At 71.9% G+C, this 19472-nt stretch carries 15 protein-coding genes, 3 tRNA genes and 1 other RNA gene; 9 read left to right on the top strand and 10 right to left on the bottom strand.

Going from position 1 to position 19472, the window contains the following annotated elements:
* Positions 1-6: 6 nt before the first annotated feature.
* Positions 7-645, bottom strand: coding sequence for a TetR/AcrR family transcriptional regulator (locus tag OG432_RS15680; RefSeq protein ID WP_328311553.1), 639 nt, complete (start codon positions 643-645; stop codon positions 7-9).
* A 181-nt stretch (positions 646-826) separates the two neighbouring features.
* Here OG432_RS15680 and OG432_RS15685 point away from each other — a divergent pair, with 181 nt between their 5' ends.
* Positions 827-2311, top strand: a complete 1485-nt coding sequence (locus OG432_RS15685; protein WP_328315122.1) for an MFS transporter — start codon at positions 827-829, stop codon at positions 2309-2311.
* Between the two features lie 57 nt (positions 2312-2368).
* Here the strand turns inward: OG432_RS15685 and purL are convergent, their stop codons facing one another.
* Genes purL through purS form a run of 3 tightly spaced genes read right to left on the bottom strand, consistent with a single transcriptional unit; the run spans position 2369 to position 5552 of the window.
* Positions 2369-4618, bottom strand: coding sequence for a phosphoribosylformylglycinamidine synthase subunit PurL (gene purL, locus OG432_RS15690; RefSeq protein ID WP_328311554.1), 2250 nt, complete (start codon positions 4616-4618; stop codon positions 2369-2371).
* Complete coding sequence (purQ, locus tag OG432_RS15695; protein ID WP_267058456.1) at positions 4615-5295, bottom strand: phosphoribosylformylglycinamidine synthase subunit PurQ; 681 nt, start codon at positions 5293-5295, stop codon at positions 4615-4617. Before purQ ends, purL begins: the two co-directional genes overlap by 4 nt.
* The gene (purS, locus tag OG432_RS15700; RefSeq protein ID WP_078966365.1) at positions 5292-5552 is read right to left on the bottom strand and encodes a phosphoribosylformylglycinamidine synthase subunit PurS; all 261 of its coding nucleotides are present in this window, start codon (positions 5550-5552) and stop codon (positions 5292-5294) included. Before purS ends, purQ begins: the two co-directional genes overlap by 4 nt.
* Before the next feature lie 315 nt (positions 5553-5867).
* Between purS and OG432_RS15705 the strand changes: the two genes are divergently transcribed.
* The 8 genes from OG432_RS15705 (at position 5868) to OG432_RS15740 (ending at position 10455) form a co-directional block, all read left to right on the top strand.
* Positions 5868-6185, top strand: a complete 318-nt coding sequence (locus OG432_RS15705; RefSeq protein WP_328311556.1) for a histone-like nucleoid-structuring protein Lsr2 — start codon at positions 5868-5870, stop codon at positions 6183-6185.
* A 125-nt stretch (positions 6186-6310) separates the two neighbouring features.
* Positions 6311-6382 (top strand) — tRNA-Gly (locus OG432_RS15710).
* A gap of 77 nt (positions 6383-6459) precedes the next feature.
* A tRNA-Gly gene (locus OG432_RS15715) sits at positions 6460-6532 on the top strand.
* A 172-nt stretch (positions 6533-6704) separates the two neighbouring features.
* Complete coding sequence (locus tag OG432_RS15720; protein ID WP_328311557.1) at positions 6705-7667, top strand: ABC transporter ATP-binding protein; 963 nt, start codon at positions 6705-6707, stop codon at positions 7665-7667.
* Positions 7664-8485, top strand: a complete 822-nt coding sequence (locus OG432_RS15725) for an ABC transporter permease (RefSeq protein ID WP_328311558.1) — start codon at positions 7664-7666, stop codon at positions 8483-8485. The genes OG432_RS15720 and OG432_RS15725 overlap by 4 nt, the downstream gene beginning before the upstream one ends.
* A 16-nt stretch (positions 8486-8501) precedes the next feature.
* Positions 8502-9719, top strand: coding sequence for a sensor histidine kinase (locus OG432_RS15730; RefSeq protein WP_328311559.1), 1218 nt, complete (start codon positions 8502-8504; stop codon positions 9717-9719).
* 26 nt (positions 9720-9745) lie between these two features.
* The gene (locus OG432_RS15735) at positions 9746-10357 is read left to right on the top strand and encodes a response regulator transcription factor (protein WP_328311560.1); all 612 of its coding nucleotides are present in this window, start codon (positions 9746-9748) and stop codon (positions 10355-10357) included.
* A gap of 22 nt (positions 10358-10379) precedes the next feature.
* A tRNA-Gly gene (locus tag OG432_RS15740) sits at positions 10380-10455 on the top strand.
* Positions 10456-10510: 55 nt separating this feature from the next.
* On the opposite strand, the gene OG432_RS15745 is transcribed toward OG432_RS15740, so the two are convergent.
* The 6 genes from OG432_RS15745 to ffs all read right to left on the bottom strand — a co-directional run bounded on the left by OG432_RS15745 (position 10511) and on the right by ffs (position 19414).
* Positions 10511-11410 carry a phosphoribosylaminoimidazolesuccinocarboxamide synthase gene (locus OG432_RS15745; protein WP_328311561.1) on the bottom strand — a complete coding sequence of 300 codons (900 nt, stop codon included), beginning with the start codon at positions 11408-11410 and terminating at the stop codon, positions 10511-10513.
* A 130-nt stretch (positions 11411-11540) separates the two neighbouring features.
* A complete protein-coding gene (locus tag OG432_RS15750; RefSeq protein ID WP_328311562.1) occupies positions 11541-13043 on the bottom strand; it encodes a N,N-dimethylformamidase beta subunit family domain-containing protein in 1503 nt (500 codons plus the stop codon).
* Positions 13044-13338: 295 nt separating this feature from the next.
* Positions 13339-15033: a hypothetical protein gene (locus tag OG432_RS15755; RefSeq protein WP_443058392.1), complete on the bottom strand. Its 1695-nt coding sequence runs from the start codon at positions 15031-15033 to the stop codon at positions 13339-13341.
* 287 nt (positions 15034-15320) lie between these two features.
* A complete protein-coding gene (purD, locus tag OG432_RS15760) occupies positions 15321-16577 on the bottom strand; it encodes a phosphoribosylamine--glycine ligase (RefSeq protein WP_328311563.1) in 1257 nt (418 codons plus the stop codon).
* A gap of 58 nt (positions 16578-16635) precedes the next feature.
* Positions 16636-19191: a DNA polymerase III subunit gamma and tau gene (locus OG432_RS15765; RefSeq protein ID WP_328311564.1), complete on the bottom strand. Its 2556-nt coding sequence runs from the start codon at positions 19189-19191 to the stop codon at positions 16636-16638.
* A 124-nt stretch (positions 19192-19315) separates the two neighbouring features.
* Positions 19316-19414: signal recognition particle sRNA small type (gene ffs / locus OG432_RS15770), an RNA gene on the bottom strand.
* Positions 19415-19472: the final 58 nt, after the last annotated feature.

The following is a 19472-nucleotide window of genomic DNA, read 5'->3' on the forward strand; positions in this document are numbered from 1 at the left end:
CCGAGCCTACGCCGGGCCGGGGTAGCCCCCGAGACCGTTCTCGACCTGCGCGAACGCCCGCTCCGCCCGCTCCGCGGCATCGGTGGCGACCCACCGTGCGGACTCCCCGCCGAGGATGCGGCGGTGGTGCTCGTTGATGAGCGCGTTGCGGGCGCCGGTCAGCTGGGCGGCCGCGACCGCGGCGAGCATCGGATCGCCGCCCTCCGCCGCGAGCAGCTCGGCCAGTTCCCGCTGCGCCTCGCCGAACGCGAGCGCCGCGCGCTGGAGCAACACCGGGGTGTTCTGGACGAGTTGGCGCGCCTGAAGGGAGCGCGGTTCGTCGTTGAGGCCGATCGAGGGGTCGCGTACCTCGACCATCGCCAGGAACTGCCGGCGCACCGCGGCCACCGCGGACTCGCCGTCCGCGCGGTCGCGCACGGCCCGTACGACATCCCCGACGTGGTTCATCATCGGCGCGATGACGAGGTCTTCCTTGGTGCCGAAGTAGTTGAAGACCGTCATCTTCGAGACGTCCGCCGCGGCCGCGATCTCCGCGACGGAGACGTGGTCGAAACCGCGCTCGGTGAACAGGTCCAGCGCGGTGCGCCAGATCCGCATCCCGGTCTCCCGCTTCTTGCGTTCGCGCAGGCCCTCACCAGCAGTCATGCGCATCACTGTACCAGGATGAAATTTAAGCCCAGATGAAATATTGACTCGGTATATTTTCTGATCCATGGTGGTGCCCATGACGAAGACCTCGAAGAAGTCCATGCGCACGAACCCGGCCGCTCCCAACACCAACCCGGCCGCCCCCACCAAGGCCGCGGCCGACGCCCCCGCCCCCCTCATGACCAGGACCCAGACCGTCATCGGCTTCATCGTCTGCATCGCCACGGTCCTGCTGGCCGTGCTCGACACCAACATCGTGTCGGCGGCGACCGTGCCCATCGCCCGCGACCTCGATCCCGTCCACGGGGTCGACAAGATCCCCTGGCTGATCAGCGCGTTCGCGCTCGCCTCGGCCGCGGCGCTGCCCCTGTACGGAAAGCTCTGCGACAGCCTCGGCGCGAAGAAGGTCTTCGTCGGCGCCGTCGCCTCCTTCCTGCTCGGCTCGGCGTTGTGCGGCGCCGCCCAGTCCATGACCGAACTGATCGCGGCCCGCGCCCTGCAAGGACTCGGCGGCGGCGGCCTGATGAGCGTCACGATGGTGGTGCTCGCCCAGCTCAGGACCCCGGGCGGCGGCAGCGGCGGCAGGGCGAGCGGGGTCGGCGGGATCGTCGCGGGCACCGGCATGGCCATCGGCCCCTGGATCGGCGGAACGCTCTCCGACCACGCCAACTGGCGCTGGATCTTCTACATCAACCTGCCGCTCGGCATCGCCGCCCTGATCGGCGCGATCCTCGTACTGAAGCTCCCGGTCTCTCCCGTACGCCACCGCATCGACTACCTCGGCGCGGCCCTCGCCGCCGCCTTCACCAGCAGCCTGCTGCTCGCGACGAGCTGGGGCGGCAAGGACTACGCCTGGGCCTCGCCCCAGATCATCGGCCTGTTCGTGACCTGCGCCCTCTCGCTCGCCCTGTTCCTGCGCCGCCAGACGACCGCCGCCGAACCGGTGCTTCCGCTCTCCATGTTCAAGGTGCCCCAGCTGCGGTACGGCTTCGCGATCCAGGGGCTGCTCGGCGCCGCGATGATGGGCGCGCTGGTGTACGTCATGGTCTACCTCCAGGCGGTGCGCGGCATCGAGCCGGCCGCCGCCGGGCTCTACCTCATCCCCATGGCGATCGGCATGACCATCGTCGGCCTCGGTGCCGGCAGGCTCTCCGACCGCGGCTGGCGGATGAAGACCTTCGTACTGACCGGCACGATCGCCTCCGCCGTCGGCCTCGCGCTGCTCGCCACCCTCGACACCGACACCTCGCTCTGGCTGATCCGCGCCGCGCTGCTCGTCATGGGCTGCGGGTTCGGCCTGCTCATAGGCCAGCTCATCCCGTACGTCCAGAACGCCGCCCCCGCCCACCAGTTGGGCATCGCCACCACCAGCATCCGGTTCTTCCAGACGCTGGGGAACGCGCTCGGCGCCGCCGTCTTCGGCACGCTGCTCAGCCGGGTGTACGAGGCGAAGGTGCCGGGCGGGTCGACCAGCGCCATCGCCCACCTGACCGGCGCCGCCCACGCCACCGCGGTGCACGGCTTCGTCACCGCGATGGACGTCGTCTTCCTGGTGGCGGCCGGGGTCATGGCCCTCGCCGCTGTCCTTGCCGTGCGACTGCCCGCCGAGACGCAGGCCGCACCGGTACCGGCTCCGCACGAAGCGGAACTCATCGCCGCCTGAACACACTTCGGCCCCGCACCCCTCAACGGGGGTACGGGGCCAAGGCGTTGGCGCGTACTAGGCCAGGAGCGCCGGGATCGTCGCCTCGTGGACCGTGCGCAGTTCCGCGAGGCCGAGGCTGAACTCGCCCTGGATCTCGACGGCTTCGCCGTCCACGACACCGATCCGGGTGGCCGGGAGACCGCGCGCCCCGCACATGTCGGTGAAGCGCAGCTCCTCCGAGCGCGGCACGGACACGACCGCGCGGCCCGCCGACTCCGAGAAGAGGAAGGTGAACGCGTCGAGCCCGTCCGGGACGACCAGGCGTGCGCCCTTGCCGCCCTTGAGGCAGGACTCGGTCACCGCCTGGATCAGACCGCCGTCGGACAGGTCGTGCGCGGCGTCGATCATGCCGTCGCGGGAACCCGAGATCAGGATCTCGCCGAGCAGCTTCTCGCGGTCCAGGTCGACCCGCGGCGGCAGACCGCCGAGGTGCCGGTGGACGACCTCGGACCACGCCGAGCCGCCGAACTCCTCACGGGTGTCACCGAGGAGGTACAGCAGCTGCCCCTCCTCGGCGAACGCGATCGGGGTGCGCCGGTTCACGTCGTCGATCACGCCGAGCACCGCGACCACGGGGGTCGGGTGGATGGCGGTGTCGCCCGTCTGGTTGTAGAGCGAGACGTTGCCGCCGGTCACCGGGGTGCCGAGCTGGAGGCAGCCGTCCGCCAGACCGCGGGTGGCCTCGGCGAACTGCCACATCACGTCCGGGTCCTCGGGGGAACCGAAGTTCAGGCAGTCCGAGATGGCGAGGGGCTTCGCGCCGGAGGCCGCCACATTGCGGTAGGCCTCGGCGAGCGCGAGCTGGGCGCCGGTGTACGGGTCGAGCTTGGCGTAACGGCCGTTGCCGTCGGTCGCCATGGCCACGCCGAGATTGGACTCCTCGTCGATGCGGACCATGCCCGCGTCCTCGGGCATCGCGAGCACCGTGTTGCCCTGCACGAAGCGGTCGTACTGGTCGGTGATCCACGCCTTGGAGGCCTGGTTCGGGGAACCGACGAGCTGGAGGACCTGCTCCTTCAGCTCGTCGCCGGACCGCGGGCGGGCCAGCTTGCCGGCGTCGTCGGCTTGGAGCGCGTCCTGCCAGGAGGGGCGGGCGAACGGGCGGTGGTAGACCGGGCCCTCGTGGGCGACGGTGCGCGGCGGCACGTCCACGATTTGCTCGCCGTGCCAGAAGATCTCCAGCTGGGAGCCCTCGGTCACCTCACCGATGACGGTGGCGATGACGTCCCACTTCTCGCAGATCTCCATGAAGCGCTCGACGTGCTGCGGCTCGACGACCGCGCACATGCGCTCCTGCGACTCGCTCATGAGGATTTCCTCGGGCGAGAGCGAGGAGTCGCGCAGCGGCACGGTGTCCAGCTCGACGCGCATGCCACCGGAACCGGCGCTCGCGAGCTCCGAGGTCGCACAGGAAAGGCCCGCGCCACCGAGGTCCTGGATGCCCGCGACGAGCTTCTCCTTGAAGATCTCAAGGGTGCACTCGATGAGGAGCTTCTCCTGGAACGGGTCTCCGACCTGGACGGCGGGCCGCTTGGCGGGACCCGTCGACTCGAACGTCTCGCTCGCGAGGACCGAGACGCCGCCGATGCCGTCACCGCCGGTACGGGCGCCGTACAGGATGACCTTGTTGCCGGGACCCGACGCCTTGGCGAGGTGGATGTCCTCGTGCTTCATCACGCCGATGCAGCCGGCGTTGACCAGCGGGTTGCCCTGGTAGCAGGCGTCGAAGACGACCTCGCCGCCGATGTTCGGCAGGCCCAGGCAGTTGCCGTAGCCGCCGATGCCGGAGACGACGCCGGGCAGGACGCGCCGGGTGTCGGGGTGGTCGGCCGCGCCGAAACGCAGCGGGTCGACGACCGCGACCGGGCGGGCGCCCATGGCGAGGATGTCGCGCACGATGCCGCCGACGCCGGTGGCCGCGCCCTGGTAGGGCTCGATGTAGCTGGGGTGGTTGTGCGACTCGACCTTGAAGGTGACCGCGTACCCCTGGCCGACGTCGACGACGCCCGCGTTCTCACCGATGCCCACGAGCATGGCGTCGTTCTCGGGGACCTTGTCGCCGAACTGCTTCAGGTGGACCTTGCTGCTCTTGTACGAGCAGTGCTCGGACCACATGACGGAGTACATGGCGAGCTCGGCGCCGGTCGGGCGGCGGCCGAGGATCTCCCGGATGCGCGCGTACTCGTCCTCCTTGAGGCCGAGCTCCTTCCAGGGCTGCTCGACGTCCGGGGTCTCGGCGGCGTGCAGAACAGTGTCGAGGCTCATGCGTTGACCAGCTTCTTCAGGATCGAGGTGAAGAATCCGAGGCCGTCGGTACGCCCCGTACCGATCAGCGGCTCCACGGCGTGCTCGGGGTGCGGCATCAGGCCGACGACGTTGCCGGCGGCGTTGGTGATGCCGGCGATGTCACGGAGCGAGCCGTTCGGATTGCCGTCGAGGTAGCGGAACGCGACCCGGCCCTCGGCCTCCAGCTCGTCGAGCGTGTGCTCGTCGGCGACGTACCGGCCGTCCATGTTCTTCAGCGGAACCTGGATCTCCTGGCCGGCCTCGTAGTCGGCGGTCCAGGCGGTCTCCGCGTTCTCCACCCGCAGCTTCTGCTCGCGGCAGATGAAGTGCAGGTGATTGTTGCGGAGCATGGCGCCCGGCAGCAGGTGCGACTCGGTGAGGATCTGGAAACCGTTGCAGATGCCGAGGACCGGAAGGCCGGCCTTCGCCTGCTCGATGACCGTTTCCATCACCGGCGAGAACCGGGAGATGGCCCCGGCCCGCAGATAGTCCCCGTAACTGAACCCGCCGGCGAGGACGACCGCGTCGACCTGCTTGAGGTCCTTGTCGCGGTGCCAGAGCGAGACCGGTTCGGCACCGGCGATGCGCACGGCCCGCAGGCTGTCGCGGTCGTCGAGCGTGCCGGGGAAGGTGACAACGCCGATACGTGCAGTCACTTGGACTGCTCCTCGACCTTGACGGTGAAGTCTTCGATGACGGTGTTGGCGAGGAAGGTCTCGGCCATCTCGTGGATGCGGGCGAGGGCGGCCTCGTCGACCGGCCCCTCTACTTCCAGCTCGAAACGCTTTCCCTGACGTACGTCGCCGATCCCCTCGAAGCCGAGACGGGGCAGTGCGCGCTGCACCGCCTGTCCCTGCGGGTCGAGGATTTCCGGCTTGAGCATGACGTCGACTACGACGCGTGCCACTGGCACTCCCGGTGTGGTGTGGTGCGAAGGCGGTTCCCTCAGAGTACCCGCCCAAAAAATCTACGCGGGTAGATATCCCGAAGAGCTGATCACGTTCCGGTTTCGGCGGCGACACCGCGTGGCAAAAATCCCGAGAAAAAGTCGCCGAAGTCATTGCGTGGAGACACGCTGATGCAATTGGCTGGGCTTCACATTGCAATGGGCGCCGCTGTACAAAGGAATCCCAGCGAAAGCAACATTGCTCCATAACAGCCGGAAGGCCGGTATCGCAGCACGTCAGGTACGTGCGAGTGGCGACACCGTAGGAAGGATCCGATATCCGTGGCTCAGCGCGTAGTGGTCACACTCTCCGATGACATCGACGGCGGAGAAGCGGCGGAAACGGTCACGTTCGGCCTGGACGGAAAGGCCTACGAGATCGACCTCAATCCCGCCAATGCAAAGAAACTGCGCAAGGCCCTCGCGCCTTACGTGACGGCGGGCCGCAAGCAGTCGAAGTCCGGGAAGACCTACCGGCACACCGCCGTCGCCCCCGACCCGGCGGCGGTCCGCGCCTGGGCACGCTCCAACAGGATGGACGTCCCGGCCCGCGGCCGGATCCCCAAGAAGGTCTACGAGGCCTTCGCCGAGGCGAGCTGACAGACCCCCGTCCGGGGTGGCCTGCGGCCGCCCCGGACACCGGAGTTGCACACCCCCCCTGCTGATCAGCTAGAGTCTGGAGCACGCCGAGGGGCAAGGCCGAAAGGCCCGGTCCACCGGAGCGTGCGGGTGTAGTTCAGTAGTAGAACACCCCCCTTCCAGGGGGGAGGCGCAGTGTGCAATTCCTGTCACCCGCTCTGCATTGCCTGCCAGTGGTCCTTGTGGATCAGGTAGAGTAGTGCTCGCGCCGTCCAGTGAGAGCTGGCGGATGCATGCGGACGTGGCTCAGTTGGTAGAGCATCACCTTGCCAAGGTGAGGGTCGCGAGTTCGAATCTCGTCGTCCGCTCAGGAAGCACGTGAGGCCCCGGTTCATCGAACCGGGGCCTTCGTCATGTCCCGCTCCCTTCCCGGCCCCCGCCATGTCCGGCTCCATGTCCCGGCCCGCTTCTGACATTTGTCATGCGCGGCGATGACAGCGCGCACTGCCCCGGCCCCGCTCGCGGCGCGACGCTGTACCCATGGCAGGCACAGCAGGCACAGCAGGCACAGCAGATGTGATCGAGGTCGAGGAGCTGCGGCGGACCTACGCTGGAGGCTTCGAGGCCGTTTCCGGAATCTCCTTCTCCGTGGCGCGCGGCGAACTCTTCGCGCTGCTCGGCACCAACGGCGCCGGCAAGACCTCCACCGTCGAACTCCTCGAAGGACTCGCCCCGCCCAGCGGCGGCAGCGTCCGGGTGCTCGGGCACGACCCGTACACCGAACGGGCCGCCGTGCGTCCCCGTACCGGCGTGATGCTCCAGGAGGGCGGCTTCCCCGCCGAGTTGACCGTCGCCGAGACGGTACGGATGTGGGCGGGCTGCACCAGCGGGGCCCGGCCGGTGGCCGAGGCGCTCGAACTCGTCGACCTGGGCCGGCGCTCCGAGGTCCGCGTCAAGCAGCTCTCCGGCGGCGAGAAGCGCCGGCTCGACCTGGCGCTCGCGCTGCTCGCCCGCCCCGAGGTGCTCTTCCTCGACGAGCCGACGACGGGCCTCGATGCCGAAGGGCGGCGCGACACCTGGGAGTTGGTGCGCGCGCTGCGCGACGGCGGCACCACCGTGCTCCTGACCACCCACTACCTGGAGGAGGCCGAGGCGCTCGCCGAGCGGCTCGCGATCCTCCACGAGGGCCGCATCGCGGCCACCGGCCGGGTCGACGAGGTCGTCGCCGCCCAGCCCTCGCACATCTCCTTCGAGCTGCCCGACGGCTACCACCTGGGCGACCTTCCGCCGCTCGACCGGCTCGGCGTCACCGGCCACGAGACGGCCGGCCGCACGGTGAGCCTGAAGACCACGCAGCTCCAACACGCCGCCACCGGACTGCTGTTGTGGGCCAGGGACAGCGCGGTCGAGCTGCGGGGGCTCGATGTGCGCTCGGCCTCGCTCGAAGAGGCGTTCTTGAAGATCGCGCAGGACCGGCGCGGAGAGAAGGAGACCGTCCGATGAGCACCACCACCCTGGACGCGGTCGGCAGCCCTGCGCGGCCGAAGGAGCGGCCGACCACCTCGGCGGCGGGCCGCATGAAGGCGCTGGCACGCGCCGAACTCACCCTGCTGGGCCGCAACAAGTCCACGATGTTCACCGTGCTCCTGCTGCCGAGCGTGCTCACCGCCTCGATGTACGGGACGGTCAGCAGCATCGACTTGGCGAAGAACGGGCTGAACGCGGGAACCGTGCTGTTGCCCGGCTCACTCGGCTTCGCCCTGCTGTTCGCCCTGTACTCACCGCTGGTCGGCATCTATGTCGTACGCCGTGAGGAACTCGTCCTGAAACGGCTGCGCACCGGGGAGCTGCGGGACTGGGAGATCCTCGCGGGGGCGGCGCTGCCCGCCGTGCTCATCGCCCTCGCGCAGTCCGCACTGCTCGTGGTGGGCTGCTCGCTGTGGCTGCACGTGCCGCCGCCCGGGTCGTGGTGGCTCGCGGTCGTCGGGCTCCTGCTCGGCATCGCCGTGATGGGCGCGCTCGCCACGGCGACCGCCGCCGTCACCAGGACCGCCGAGGGCGCCCAGGTCGCGGTGATGCCGATGATGCTGCTCTCGACCGCCGGATCGGGCCTGGTCGTCCCCCTCGACATGCTGCCCGACAAGGTGGCCGCGGTGTGCGACGCGTTGCCGCTGACCCCGGTGATCCAGCTGATCAGGGGCGCCTGGACGGGCGGGGCCGGCGCGGGTGACGTACTGCGCGAGCTGCTCGTCATGGTTGTCTGGACGCTCATCGCGGTACTGGTCGTGCGCAAGCGCTTCCGCTGGGAGCCGCGGCGCTGAGACGGGGGGCGGCAAGGTGTTCGGCCGGATACACGCATGGCATCGGCGGCACTGGCGTGACCGCAGCAGGGTCGAGAAGGTCGAGTTCCAGAGCCGGCTGATCTGGCGGTGCACGACCTGGTTCTTCTTCCTCAGCTGGGAGGTGCCGTTCGTGCTGCAGGGCCTGCGGCACGAGCCCCTGCCGCTCGCCCTCGCCGCGGCGGCGCTCGTCACCGGCGCGGCCCAGGCCCACCAGGGCATCCGGTCGCACCGCGCAGCCCTCGACCAGTATCTGGGGCGTGGCACCGCGCCGCGCCGCCCGCTCCTGGTGTCCCTCGGGCTCTGTATGGCCTCGCTCGCGCTGGTCGCCGCTCTGTACGCGGCGCACGGCCTCAACATCACCGACCTCACCCTGATCACGCCCTACCTCGTGATCCCGTTCGGGATGACGTACAGCACGGTCACCGCCCCCTGGACATTCCTCAGGCGGTTCGCCCTGCTCGCCCTGCCGACCGTGGCGGTGTTCGCGGCGGCCGGGGTGCGGGGCGGGCGGCTGCTGGCCCTGGCCCTCGTGGTCGCCCTGTCCGGAGGCTGGATCCTGCTGATGGCGCGCTGCGGGGCGTGGACGCTGTCCGTGATGTGGGAGTCCGACCGGGCCCGCGAGACCGAGGCCCGGCTCGCGGTCGCCGAGGAACGGCTGCGCTTCGGCCGCGACATGCACGACGTGCTCGGCCGCAACCTCGCCGTCATCGCGCTCAAGGCCGAGCTCGCCGTCCAGCTCGCCCAGCGCGGCAGGCCCGAGGCGGTGGCACAGATGGTGGAGGTGCAGCGCATCGCCCAGGAATCGCAGAAGGAGGTACGGGACGTGGTGCGCGGATATCGCGAGGCGGACCTCGGCGTGGAGATCGAGGGCGCCCGGGGCGTGCTCGGAGCGGCCGGGATCGGCTGCGACTACAGCGGGCCCGCCGACGGCCTGACCGTCGAGGCGCAGTCGGCGCTCGGCTGGGTGGTGCGCGAGGCCACCACCAATGTGCTGCGGCACGGCGACGCCCGCAACGTGGCGATCAACCTCGCCGTCACCGAGCACACCGCGACCCTGGTCGTCGAGAACGACGGCGTACCGGAACGGCCGAACACCACCCCCGGCTTCGGCCTCGCCGGCCTGCGCGAGCGGCTCTCCGCGCTCGGCGGCACCCTGGAGGCCGGCCCGGCCGGAGACGGAATGTTCCGGCTGACGGCGGAGGTGCCCCGATGAGACCGGCCGACGAGGAAGGCTCCCCCATGAGGCGCGTGCGGGTGCTGCTCGCCGACGACGAGCACCTGATCCGGGGCGCGCTCGCGGCCCTGCTCGGTCTCGAGGACGACCTGGAGGTCGTCGCGGAGGCCGCTTCCGGGCCCGAGGCGCTCGCGATGGCACGGGCCCACCGGCCCGACGTGGCGGTGCTCGATCTGGAGATGCCGGGCGCCGACGGCGTGACGGTGGCCACACAACTGCGGGCCGAACTGCCGTCCTGCCGCACCATGATCGTGACCGGTCACGGGCGCCCCGGTCACCTCAAGCGGGCCCTTTCGGCAGGGGTGCGGGGCTTCGTGCCGAAGACCGTCAGCGCCCGGCGGCTCGCCGAGATCATCCGTTCCGTGCATGCCGGAAACCGTTATGTGGACCCGGAGTTGGCGGCCGACGCGATCTCCGCGGGGGACTCGCCGCTGACCGTGCGTGAGGCCGAGGTGCTCGCGTTCGCGGCCGACGGGGCGCCCGTCGCGGAGATCGCCGAGCGGGCCGCCCTGTCCCAGGGGACGGTGCGCAACTACCTCTCGTCGGCCGCCGCCAAGCTGGGGGCCGAGAACCGTCATACGGCCGTGCGTCTCGCGCGCGAGCGAGGTTGGGTATAGTGGTCTCCGCGCCACGGCGCATGCGAACGTAGCTCAGCTGGTAGAGCACCACCTTGCCAAGGTGGATGTCGCGAGTTCGAACCTCGTCGTTCGCTCCATATGAGGAGAAGCCCCCCGGTCCTCGACCGGGGGGCTTCTTCGTGTCCGCGCCGGCTACGCCCAGCTGGTGCCGGTGAGCCGCTCGTACGCCTCGACGTACTTGGCCCGGGTCGCGTCCACGACCCGCTGCGGCAGCGCCGGCGGCGGCTGCTCGCTCGTGCGGTCCCAGCCCGACTCCGCCGAGGTCAGCCAGTCACGGACGTACTGCTTGTCGTAGGAGGGCTGGTCGCGGCCCGGCTCCCAGGTCGCGGCCGGCCAGAAGCGCGAGGAGTCCGGGGTGAGCACCTCGTCGGCGATGACCAGCTCCTCGCCCGCGAAGCCGAACTCGAACTTGGTGTCCGCGAGGATGATGCCCCGCTCGCGCGCGACGTCACGGGCCCGGCCGTAGACGGCGAGGGTGGCCTGGCGCAGCTGGGCGGCGGTCTCCGCGCCGACCTGGCGGGCCACCTCCTCGTAGCTCACGTTCTCGTCGTGCTCGCCGACGGCGGCCTTGGTGGCGGGCGTGAAGATCGGCGCGGGCAGCTCGGAGCCGTTGTCCAGGCCCTCGGGCAGCGCCAGGCCGCACACCGTACGGGAGGTGTTGTACTCGGCGAGCCCGGAGCCCGCGAGGTAGCCACGGGCCACGCACTCCACCGGGACCATCGTGAGCGACTTGCACACCAGGGTGCGGCCCGCCCAGTCGGCGGGGGCGCCGGCCGGTACCTCGCTGGAGATCACGTGGTGGGGGACCAGGTCGGCGAGCAGGTCGAACCACCACAGCGACAACTGGGTCAGCACCCGGCCCTTGTCGGGGATCTCGGTGGGCAGCACCCAGTCGTACGCGGACAGCCGGTCGCTGGCGACCATGACGAGGTCGCCGGCCTCGTTCCGATAGAGGTCACGCACCTTGCCCGTGTGGAGGTGGGTCAGGCCCGGAACCTCGGTCGGCTCGGGCTTTTCTACGAATCCGGACACGGTTCCTCCGCGTAGGTTGATCCAGGGAGCGCTTCCGATTCTCTCCCATGCGCGGGGCCACCCCGGTCGCGGGTCCGGCCGGCCGGACCGAAGGGCGGGGCGGGGGCGGCACCCGGGCGGGCGGCCGTGCTCAGTCGCGCTTGCAGATGCGGTCGAGGAGGTTGGCCGTGGCGCGCTGGATGCGGGTGTCCACATGGCCGGGCCGGTCGAGCGCCGGGGACCAGGCGAAGGTGCCCGAAGCGAACACGAGCGCGCCGGAGGGAGCCCGGTACAGGGACGTCTCCTGGTGCCGGGTGTGCTGCTCGCTGTCCTGGTACGGCGAGTGGGCGAGCAGGATGCGGTCCCGGTGCTCGGGGAGCGCGGTGCGCGGGTAGTAGCGGTCCGCCTCGCCGGCGACAAGCCCCTCGATCTCGTCGCCGTCGCCGGCGCCGGTCGCCTCCCACAGCCAGTGGTCCGCGTTGCGCACGACCATGGGGGCCGGCTCGGGGACACGGCCCGCGTACTGGATGCCCAGGAGCTGCTGCTCGGGCTTGGCCACCTCGCGCCACAGCGCGGGGCGGCCGGGGCCGCGGCGCTTGCGGCAGGTCAGCAGACGGTTGGGCACGCCGGACGGGGACGGCCCCAACTCCACCTGCCAGTACATGGTGTTGGCGGACAGGAAGACCAGCGAGGTGCCGCCGTCGCGGGCGAGCTCGACGGCGCGGCGCATCGGGGCCGACCAGTACTCGTCGTGGCCGGGGAAGACGAGGCCGCGGTAGCGGGTCGGGTCCACCCGGCCGGCGTGCAGGTCGCGGGCGTCGGCGTAGGCGAGATCGTAGCCGTAGCGCTCGGCCCAGCGGATGAAGTCGTAGGCGTGGCCCACGTGCAGGGGCAGGCCCGCGCCCGCGTAGGGGCGGTCGAAGGAGACGGTGATCGCCGCGTCCTCCTCGCCGAGCAGCCCGCCCTCGCCGTCCCAGGCGTGGTAGAGGCTGGCGCCGGTGCGGCCGTCCTCCGGGTACAGGTTGTAGGCCTGCCAGGTGATGTCGGGCAGCAGCAGGAGCAGATCGGCCGGGTGGTCGTCGCGGACCGTGAACGGGATGTGCGAGCGGTATCCGTCGGCGGTGGTCAGCACCGCGACATGGGCGCCGATCGAGGCGTGCGTGGGGACCTGGTAGCGCCAGGACTGCCACCAGTGGTGGCAGGAGACCGTACGGTCCGCGGTCAGCGGGGGCGGCTGGACGATCCCGGAGAGCCGGGGGCTGGTGGCGATCTTCGCGGCGCCGTCGCCTCCGTAATGGCCGATCCGGTAGACGTCGACGGTGAACTGCTGCGGGGGGTCCACGGTGATGTGGAAGTCGATGGCCTCACCGGGCGCGACGGCCCCGCTGGAGGCGAACCCCTTGATCTGCTGGCGCACGTCGTCGGCGGTACGCGGGCCGCTGACGCGGGCGGTGCCGCGCGTGCTGCTGCGCGGGGCGCCGTGCTGGGCCGGGAGGTGATCGACGTACCAGGGCACCACGTGCCCGGTGTCGTCGAAGTACGTCTCGCTGCCGCGCAGCCAGGGCAGCGGGCCCTGCCCGAAGGGGTCCGAGACGGCGTGCGCCAGGGCACCGGACTCCCAGCGCCGGATGTGCTCCGACCGTTCCACCCCCATGCCGCTTCCCTCCCTCGGTCCCCCGGGACTCCCCGGGACACCCCGGGCGCCCATGCGGTGTACGCCGCCTGTCAGCTACCGGTCCCCAGCACATCACATAACGCACGCACTCCGTCACCGTTCGTCGCGAATTGACGTCAAGGGGAAGTCGACATTCCGGATGCCTCGGGGCGAACTACGGCAGGGGGTAGGGGCTTTGGGGTGCCCGGGGCTCCGGGAGGGGGCCGGCGGCCGGCCCCGGCGTCGGCGGTCCCGGCGTCGGCGGCCGGGACGGACTCCATCGGACGGGACGCCGTCAGACCAGCCGCACCGGCTTCTCCGGCCGGATGCCGATGGAGGTGAGCCAGTCGCGCAGCGCATCCGCGTCCCCGTCCTCGATCAGGGTCAGCACCGGGGACGTCAGGTCCGAGCGGCGCACCTCGTCGACGAGGAGCGACGGACCGTCCAGCCAGTCGAGCCCCGGCATCGCGCCCGCCGTGTCGACCGCGGCGCAGCACACCATCGCCGTCACATGGTCGGCCAGCAACTCCCGCCCCGTACGCGGGGGTTGGAGCGGGAAGAGCGGCATCGTGTCGAAGCACCAGGATTCGGGGACGGGCGCGGGCGGCGCGGACGCGGCCTCCTCGCCGGCCACCTCCGCCGCGATCCCCGCGGCCAGCAGGTCCGCGACGTCGTCTCCCGACGCGGTCAGATGGTCGATGACGCGGGCGAGGGTGGGCGCCGCGGGCCGCGCGCCGCGCCGCTCGCCGAGCCCGTCGAGCACCCGGTGCAGCCGGGCCGCCTCCATGCGCCATTTGCGGTCGACGACCTCCTCCGGATACGCCGCCCAGTCGAGCGGCGCCCAGTCGGGGCCGGGCTCGGCGGGACCTCCGTGGAACAGCCGGGCCGCGAGCAGCGACGTCGCCTCGTCGGCGATACCGGGCTCCTCCAGGAGGTCGCAGGCCGGCCGCTCGCCGAGCCGGGAGGTGAAGCCTTCCGCGAGACGGTCGCGGCGGGACAGCTCGGTCAGCGCCGAGACCACCCCCGCGTCGAGACGTGAGGGCCAGCGGCCCATCCGCCAGGCGGGCAGCGCCACCCGCGTCAGCAGCCGGTCCCAGCCCGCGTAGGCGAGCCCGACCTGCTCCTGGGCGACGATCCGCACCCCGTAGTCCACCGCCTGTGCGCGCTCGGACGCCGCGGCGGCGACCCCGCGCTCCATTTCGCCCGCGTGCACCCGGCATCCGCGCAGGAGCAGCCGAGCGATCGAGCCGGTGAAGCCGAGCGCGAGCCGCCGCACCGGGCCGAGACCGGGCTTCGCGGCCACGCCGACGGCGGCGTCGAGCCCGCGCACGAAGCGGCGGGCGGCCGCTATGTCCGGGTGCGCGGAGGGGCCCGTACCGGCGACGACGGGGGCGAGGATCGCGCGCAGCTCACCCACGCGCATCCACCACATGAAGGGCGACCCGATGACCAGGACCGGCGCGGCCTGCACCCGCCGGGCGCGACCGCCGCGGACCTCACCGCCCGCCTCGCCGCCCGCCTCGGCTCCTCGCGGGGAGCGGGCGGGACGCGGCGCATGCCCGGCGGCCGCGTGCGCCGGATGCGTGCGGTCCTCCAGCCAGCTGTCGCAGTCCGGCGTGAGGGCTATCGCGGAGGGCGGCGGCACATCGAGGCGCTCCGCCAAGTCCCTGACCAGGCGGTACAGGTCGGGGGCGGCCGATTCCGCGACGTCCACCGTCGGAGAGAGGGCCGGCCTGGCCCGTACGATCACGGCCGCCACCGCGGCCGCGATCGACAGCACGAGCAGCGCGACCGCGATGACCGCCCAGCGCACGGTGTCCCAGCCACTGCCTTCGATACGGCCCTGCGCGGCGGCGACGATCAGCACGACGGCGACAGCCGTCGGCAGCAGGGCCACGGCCAGCGCCCTACTGCGGATGCGCAGCACGGCGAGAGCCCGCGAACGCGCATGCTGCGCGCCCGCCTCTCCACCCATTGCGGTACCGGACACGGCCGGACTTCACCCCCTCTGCCCTGCGGCGACGTTGCTCATGCCCCCACTGTGGCACCCGCCACCGACATCGCAATGCCGGTGGGCCAAGTGCCGGAACGCCTTCGCCGCACCATAGTTGGGCCTCGGGCGGGAGTCATCCGGATGGGCCACTCGTCACCCGATGGAATGGCTTTGGGTAAAGGTGCGGTTGGTGTGGCCCGGCCGGTTCCGGCCGTCGTACGCCGCCGGGCCCAACGCCGCGGGGCCCCGGCGTGAAACCGGGGCCCCGCGGGTGGTGGTGGAGTTCAGCCCTGTGCGCCGGCCGCCTTGCGCGCGATGTCGGTGCGGTGCTGCGAGCCGTCGAGCCGGATCCGGCCGACCGCCGTGTACGCCCGCTCCCGGGCCTGGGCGAGGTCCGCGCCGGTCGCGGTGACCGACAGCACGCGGCCGCCCGCACTCACGACGGCGTCGCCGTCCCTGCGGGTCCCGGCGTGCAGAACGTACGCGGTGGGCTCATCCTGCGCGGCGACCTCGGCGAGACCCTCGATCGGGTCGCCGGTGCGGGGAGCCTCGGGGTAGTTGTGCGAGGCGATGACCACGGTGACGGCCGCGTCGTCGCGCCAGGCCAGCGGCTCCTGTACGTCGAGGGTGCCGTTGGCCGAGCGGAACAGGACGCCCGCGAGCGGCGTGCGGAGGCGGGCGAGCACGACCTGGGTCTCGGGGTCGCCGAAGCGCGCGTTGAACTCGATGACCCGCACCCCGCGCGAGGTGATGGCGAGGCCCGCGTACAGCAGGCCGGAGAACGGGGTGCCGCGGCGGCGCAGTTCGTCGACGGTCGGCTGGAGCACGCTCTGCATGACCTCGTCGACCAGCTTCGGGTCGGCCCACGGCAGCGGCGAATAGGCGCCCATGCCACCGGTGTTGGGGCCCTCGTCGCCGTCGAGCGCGCGCTTGAAGTCCTGCGCGGGCTGGAGCGGCAGGACGGTGACGCCGTCGGTGATCGCGAAGAGCGAGACCTCGGGGCCGTCGAGGAACTCCTCGATGACGACGCGTTCGCAGGCCAGCGCGTGGGCACGGGCGGCGGCGAGGTCGTCGGTCACGACGACGCCCTTGCCGGCGGCGAGGCCGTCGTCCTTCACCACGTACGGAGCGCCGAAGGCGTCGAGCGCCCGGTCGATCTCCTCGGGGGTGGTGCAGAGGTAGGAGCGGGCGGTCGGCACGTTGGCCGCCGCCATCACGTCCTTGGCGAACGCCTTGGAGCCTTCGAGCCGAGCGGCCTCCTTGGAGGGGCCGAAGCAGGGGATGCCCGCGTCCCGTACGGCGTCGGCGACGCCGGCGACGAGCGGCGCCTCGGGCCCGACCACGACGAGCTCGCTGCCGAGCGCGACGGCGAGGCGGGCGACCGCGCCCCCGTCCAGCTGGTCCACGGGGTGGAGTTCGGCGACCTCCGCGATCCCGGCGTTGCCGGGGGCGCAGTGCAGCGCCGTCACGTCGGGGTCGAGGGACAGGGAACGGCACAGGGCGTGCTCGCGGGCACCGCCGCCGATGACAAGGACCTTCACGGCAGCCAGCCTAGCCGCCGCGACGGCTCGCTCTTTGTGCGGGCCACCAGGCGGACGCTCAGCCCTCGTTCGTATATTCCTCCACGACGGTGGCTCCGAGCTCGCGCACGATCAGGTCGTGGCCGGAGAGCGCGTTGTCCACGAGGTCCGGATCGTCGTCCTCCGGAACGTCGTCCTCCGGCCGGACCGGAGGTGGCGGAGGCTCGTCGTGACGCCCCGGCGCGGCGGACTGGGACGACTGCTGTCCGTGCGAGGCCCGCCCCTGGTGGTGGGACTGCGCCCCGGAGGCCCCTGAGGCCCCCGACGTCCCGGACGCCTCGGACGAACCGGGGCCGGAGCCCGCGGCCCCCTGGCCTCCCTGAGCTCCCCCGTGGGTCCCCTGGAATCCCTGGGGCCCCTGAGCCCCTTGCGGCCCGGAGGCCTGCTGAGCGGACTGCGACGACTGGTACTGCTGGGACGCGTGCGGGGCCGGGGGGCGGGGCGCACCGCCCCCGAAGTTGGCAGCGGCAGCCGGGGGCTGGGCGCCGCCCGACGGGTCGATGATCGCCTCGACCTTCCACTGCACCCCGAACCGCTCGGACAGCACACTGCGCAGCACGTCTTCGCTGCCGCTGCTCGCGAAGTTGTCCCGGGCGCCCGCGTTGATGAAGCCGAGCTGGACGGTGGTGCCGTCGAACCCGGCCACCTGCGCGTTCTGGCTGAGCAGGATCCAGGTGAAGCGCCGCTTGTTCTTCACGGCCTCCAGGATGTCCGGCCACATGTTGCGTACTTGCAGGGCGTTGCCCTGGGCGGCAGCGGTCGGAACGGGGGCGGCGGGGGCCGGGGCCGGGCCGGGGGTGGGCTCGGCGGATCCGGCGGACGCGGCAGAGGGCCAGGCGCCGGAGCCCGAGCCTGCGCCGGAACCCGACCCCGATCCGGCCCCCGAGCCGGGAGCCGAGCCGGGAGCCGACGCACCGGGCCAGGCACCGGGACGCTGGCCGCCCCCCTGTCCGGGCGCCGCGGCGGAGGGCCAGGCACCGGCGGCGGGCCCGGCCTGCGCGGCGGGCCGCGCCTGTACGGGCTGGGACTGGGCGGGCTGGGGCTGAGCGGATGGCGCCTGCTGCGGCGCGGGGTCCTGCGGCGCGGGGTCCTGCGGCCCGGGTTGCCGTGCGGCGGGCTGCTGCTGCGGGGTCGATTGCGGCGAGGCCGGAGCCTGCGGCGAGGCCGGTCCTGCGTGGGCGGGCGCGCCCGTCTGCCCCGGAGCACCCGTCTGCCCCGGACCACCCGCACCGCGCGCCGCGGCCCGAGCGGCATCGGGCCCGCCGAAGCCGCCGGATCCACCGGGCCCACCAGGTCCACCAGGTCCACCGAGCCCACCGGGTCCGTCTGCGGAACCGCCCTGCAGGGGGGCATGCGCCTCGGGCCCCGGCACGTACCCCATGGCGGGGCCGCCGGCCGGCGCGGCCTGGAACTGGAGCGCCCCCCGCTCCAGCCGGTCGATGCGGGCCTGGAGCGAGCGCTCGTCGTCGTACGCGGCCGGCAGCAGCACCCGGGCACAGATCAATTCGAGCTGGAGCCGGGGCGAGGTGGCCCCGCGCATCTCGGTGAGCCCCGCGTTGACGAGATCGGCGGCCCGGCTCAGCTCGGCCGCGCCGAACACGGAGGCCTGCGCCTGCATGCGCTCCACGACATCGGCCGGGGCGTCGATGAGCCCCTTCTCCCCCGCGTCGGGAACCGCGGCGAGGATCACGAGGTCCCGCAGGCGCTCCAGGAGGTCGGCGACGAAGCGGCGCGGGTCGTTGCCGCCCTCGATGATGTGGTCGACGACCTCGAACGCGGCCGCGCCGTCGCCGGAGGCGAAGGCGTCGACCACCGAATCGAGCAGCGAGGTGTCCGTGTAACCGAGCAGGGCGGTGGCCATGGCGTACGTCACACCGTCCGCGGCGGCGCCGGCGAGCAGCTGGTCCATGACGGACATCGAGTCACGCACGGACCCGGCGCCGGCGCGCACGACGAGCGGCAGCACGCCGTCCTGGATGGGGATGCCCTCGCGCCCGCAGACCTCTCCGAGGTACTCCCGGAGCGTGCCCGGCGGCACGAGCCGGAACGGATAGTGGTGCGTACGCGACCGGATCGTCCCGATGACCTTCTCGGGCTCGGTGGTGGCGAAGATGAACTTGAGGTGCTCCGGCGGCTCCTCGACGACCTTGAGGAGCGCGTTGAAGCCGGCCGAGGTCACCATGTGGGCCTCGTCGATGATGTAGATCTTGTACCGGCTGGACGCGGGCCCGAAGAAGGCCTTCTCGCGCAGCTCACGGGCGTCGTCCACGCCACCGTGCGAAGCCGCGTCGATCTCGATCACGTCGATGGAACCCGGCCCGTTGCGCGCGAGGTCCTGGCAGGACTGGCACTCGCCGCACGGCGTGGGCGTCGGCCCCTGCTCGCAGTTCAGACACCGGGCCAGGATCCGGGCGCTGGTCGTCTTGCCACAGCCCCGCGGCCCACTGAACAGGTACGCGTGATTGACCCGGTTGTTCCGCAGCGCCTGCTGCAGCGGGTCGGTGACATGCTCCTGCCCGATGACCTCGGCGAACGACTCGGGGCGGTAGCGGCGGTACAGCGCAAGGGACGACACACATACGAGGTTATCGGGGCCCACTGACAACCGGGCCCGCCGACGGATCCGGACGGATCCCCCACCGCCTCCGGCCGGGCGAAAGGGCGCCCACGCAGGGGGAGTAGACCCGCACCCCCGCAAAAAATTAAGCGCCCCCCACGCACCCGCCAGAGCCAACCTACCCTTGCTGCCTTCCGGCCCTGGGGGAGTTCAGTCAGATAGCGCCACGTGAGGGGCTCCGCACAGAGTACCTGATCCCTGAGGGGGGGAACGAGTTCGCGAGCACCCCTCAACGTCTT

The sequence above is a fragment of the Streptomyces sp. NBC_00442 genome, assembly GCF_036014195.1.
GTDB lineage: Bacteria > Actinomycetota > Actinomycetes > Streptomycetales > Streptomycetaceae > Streptomyces.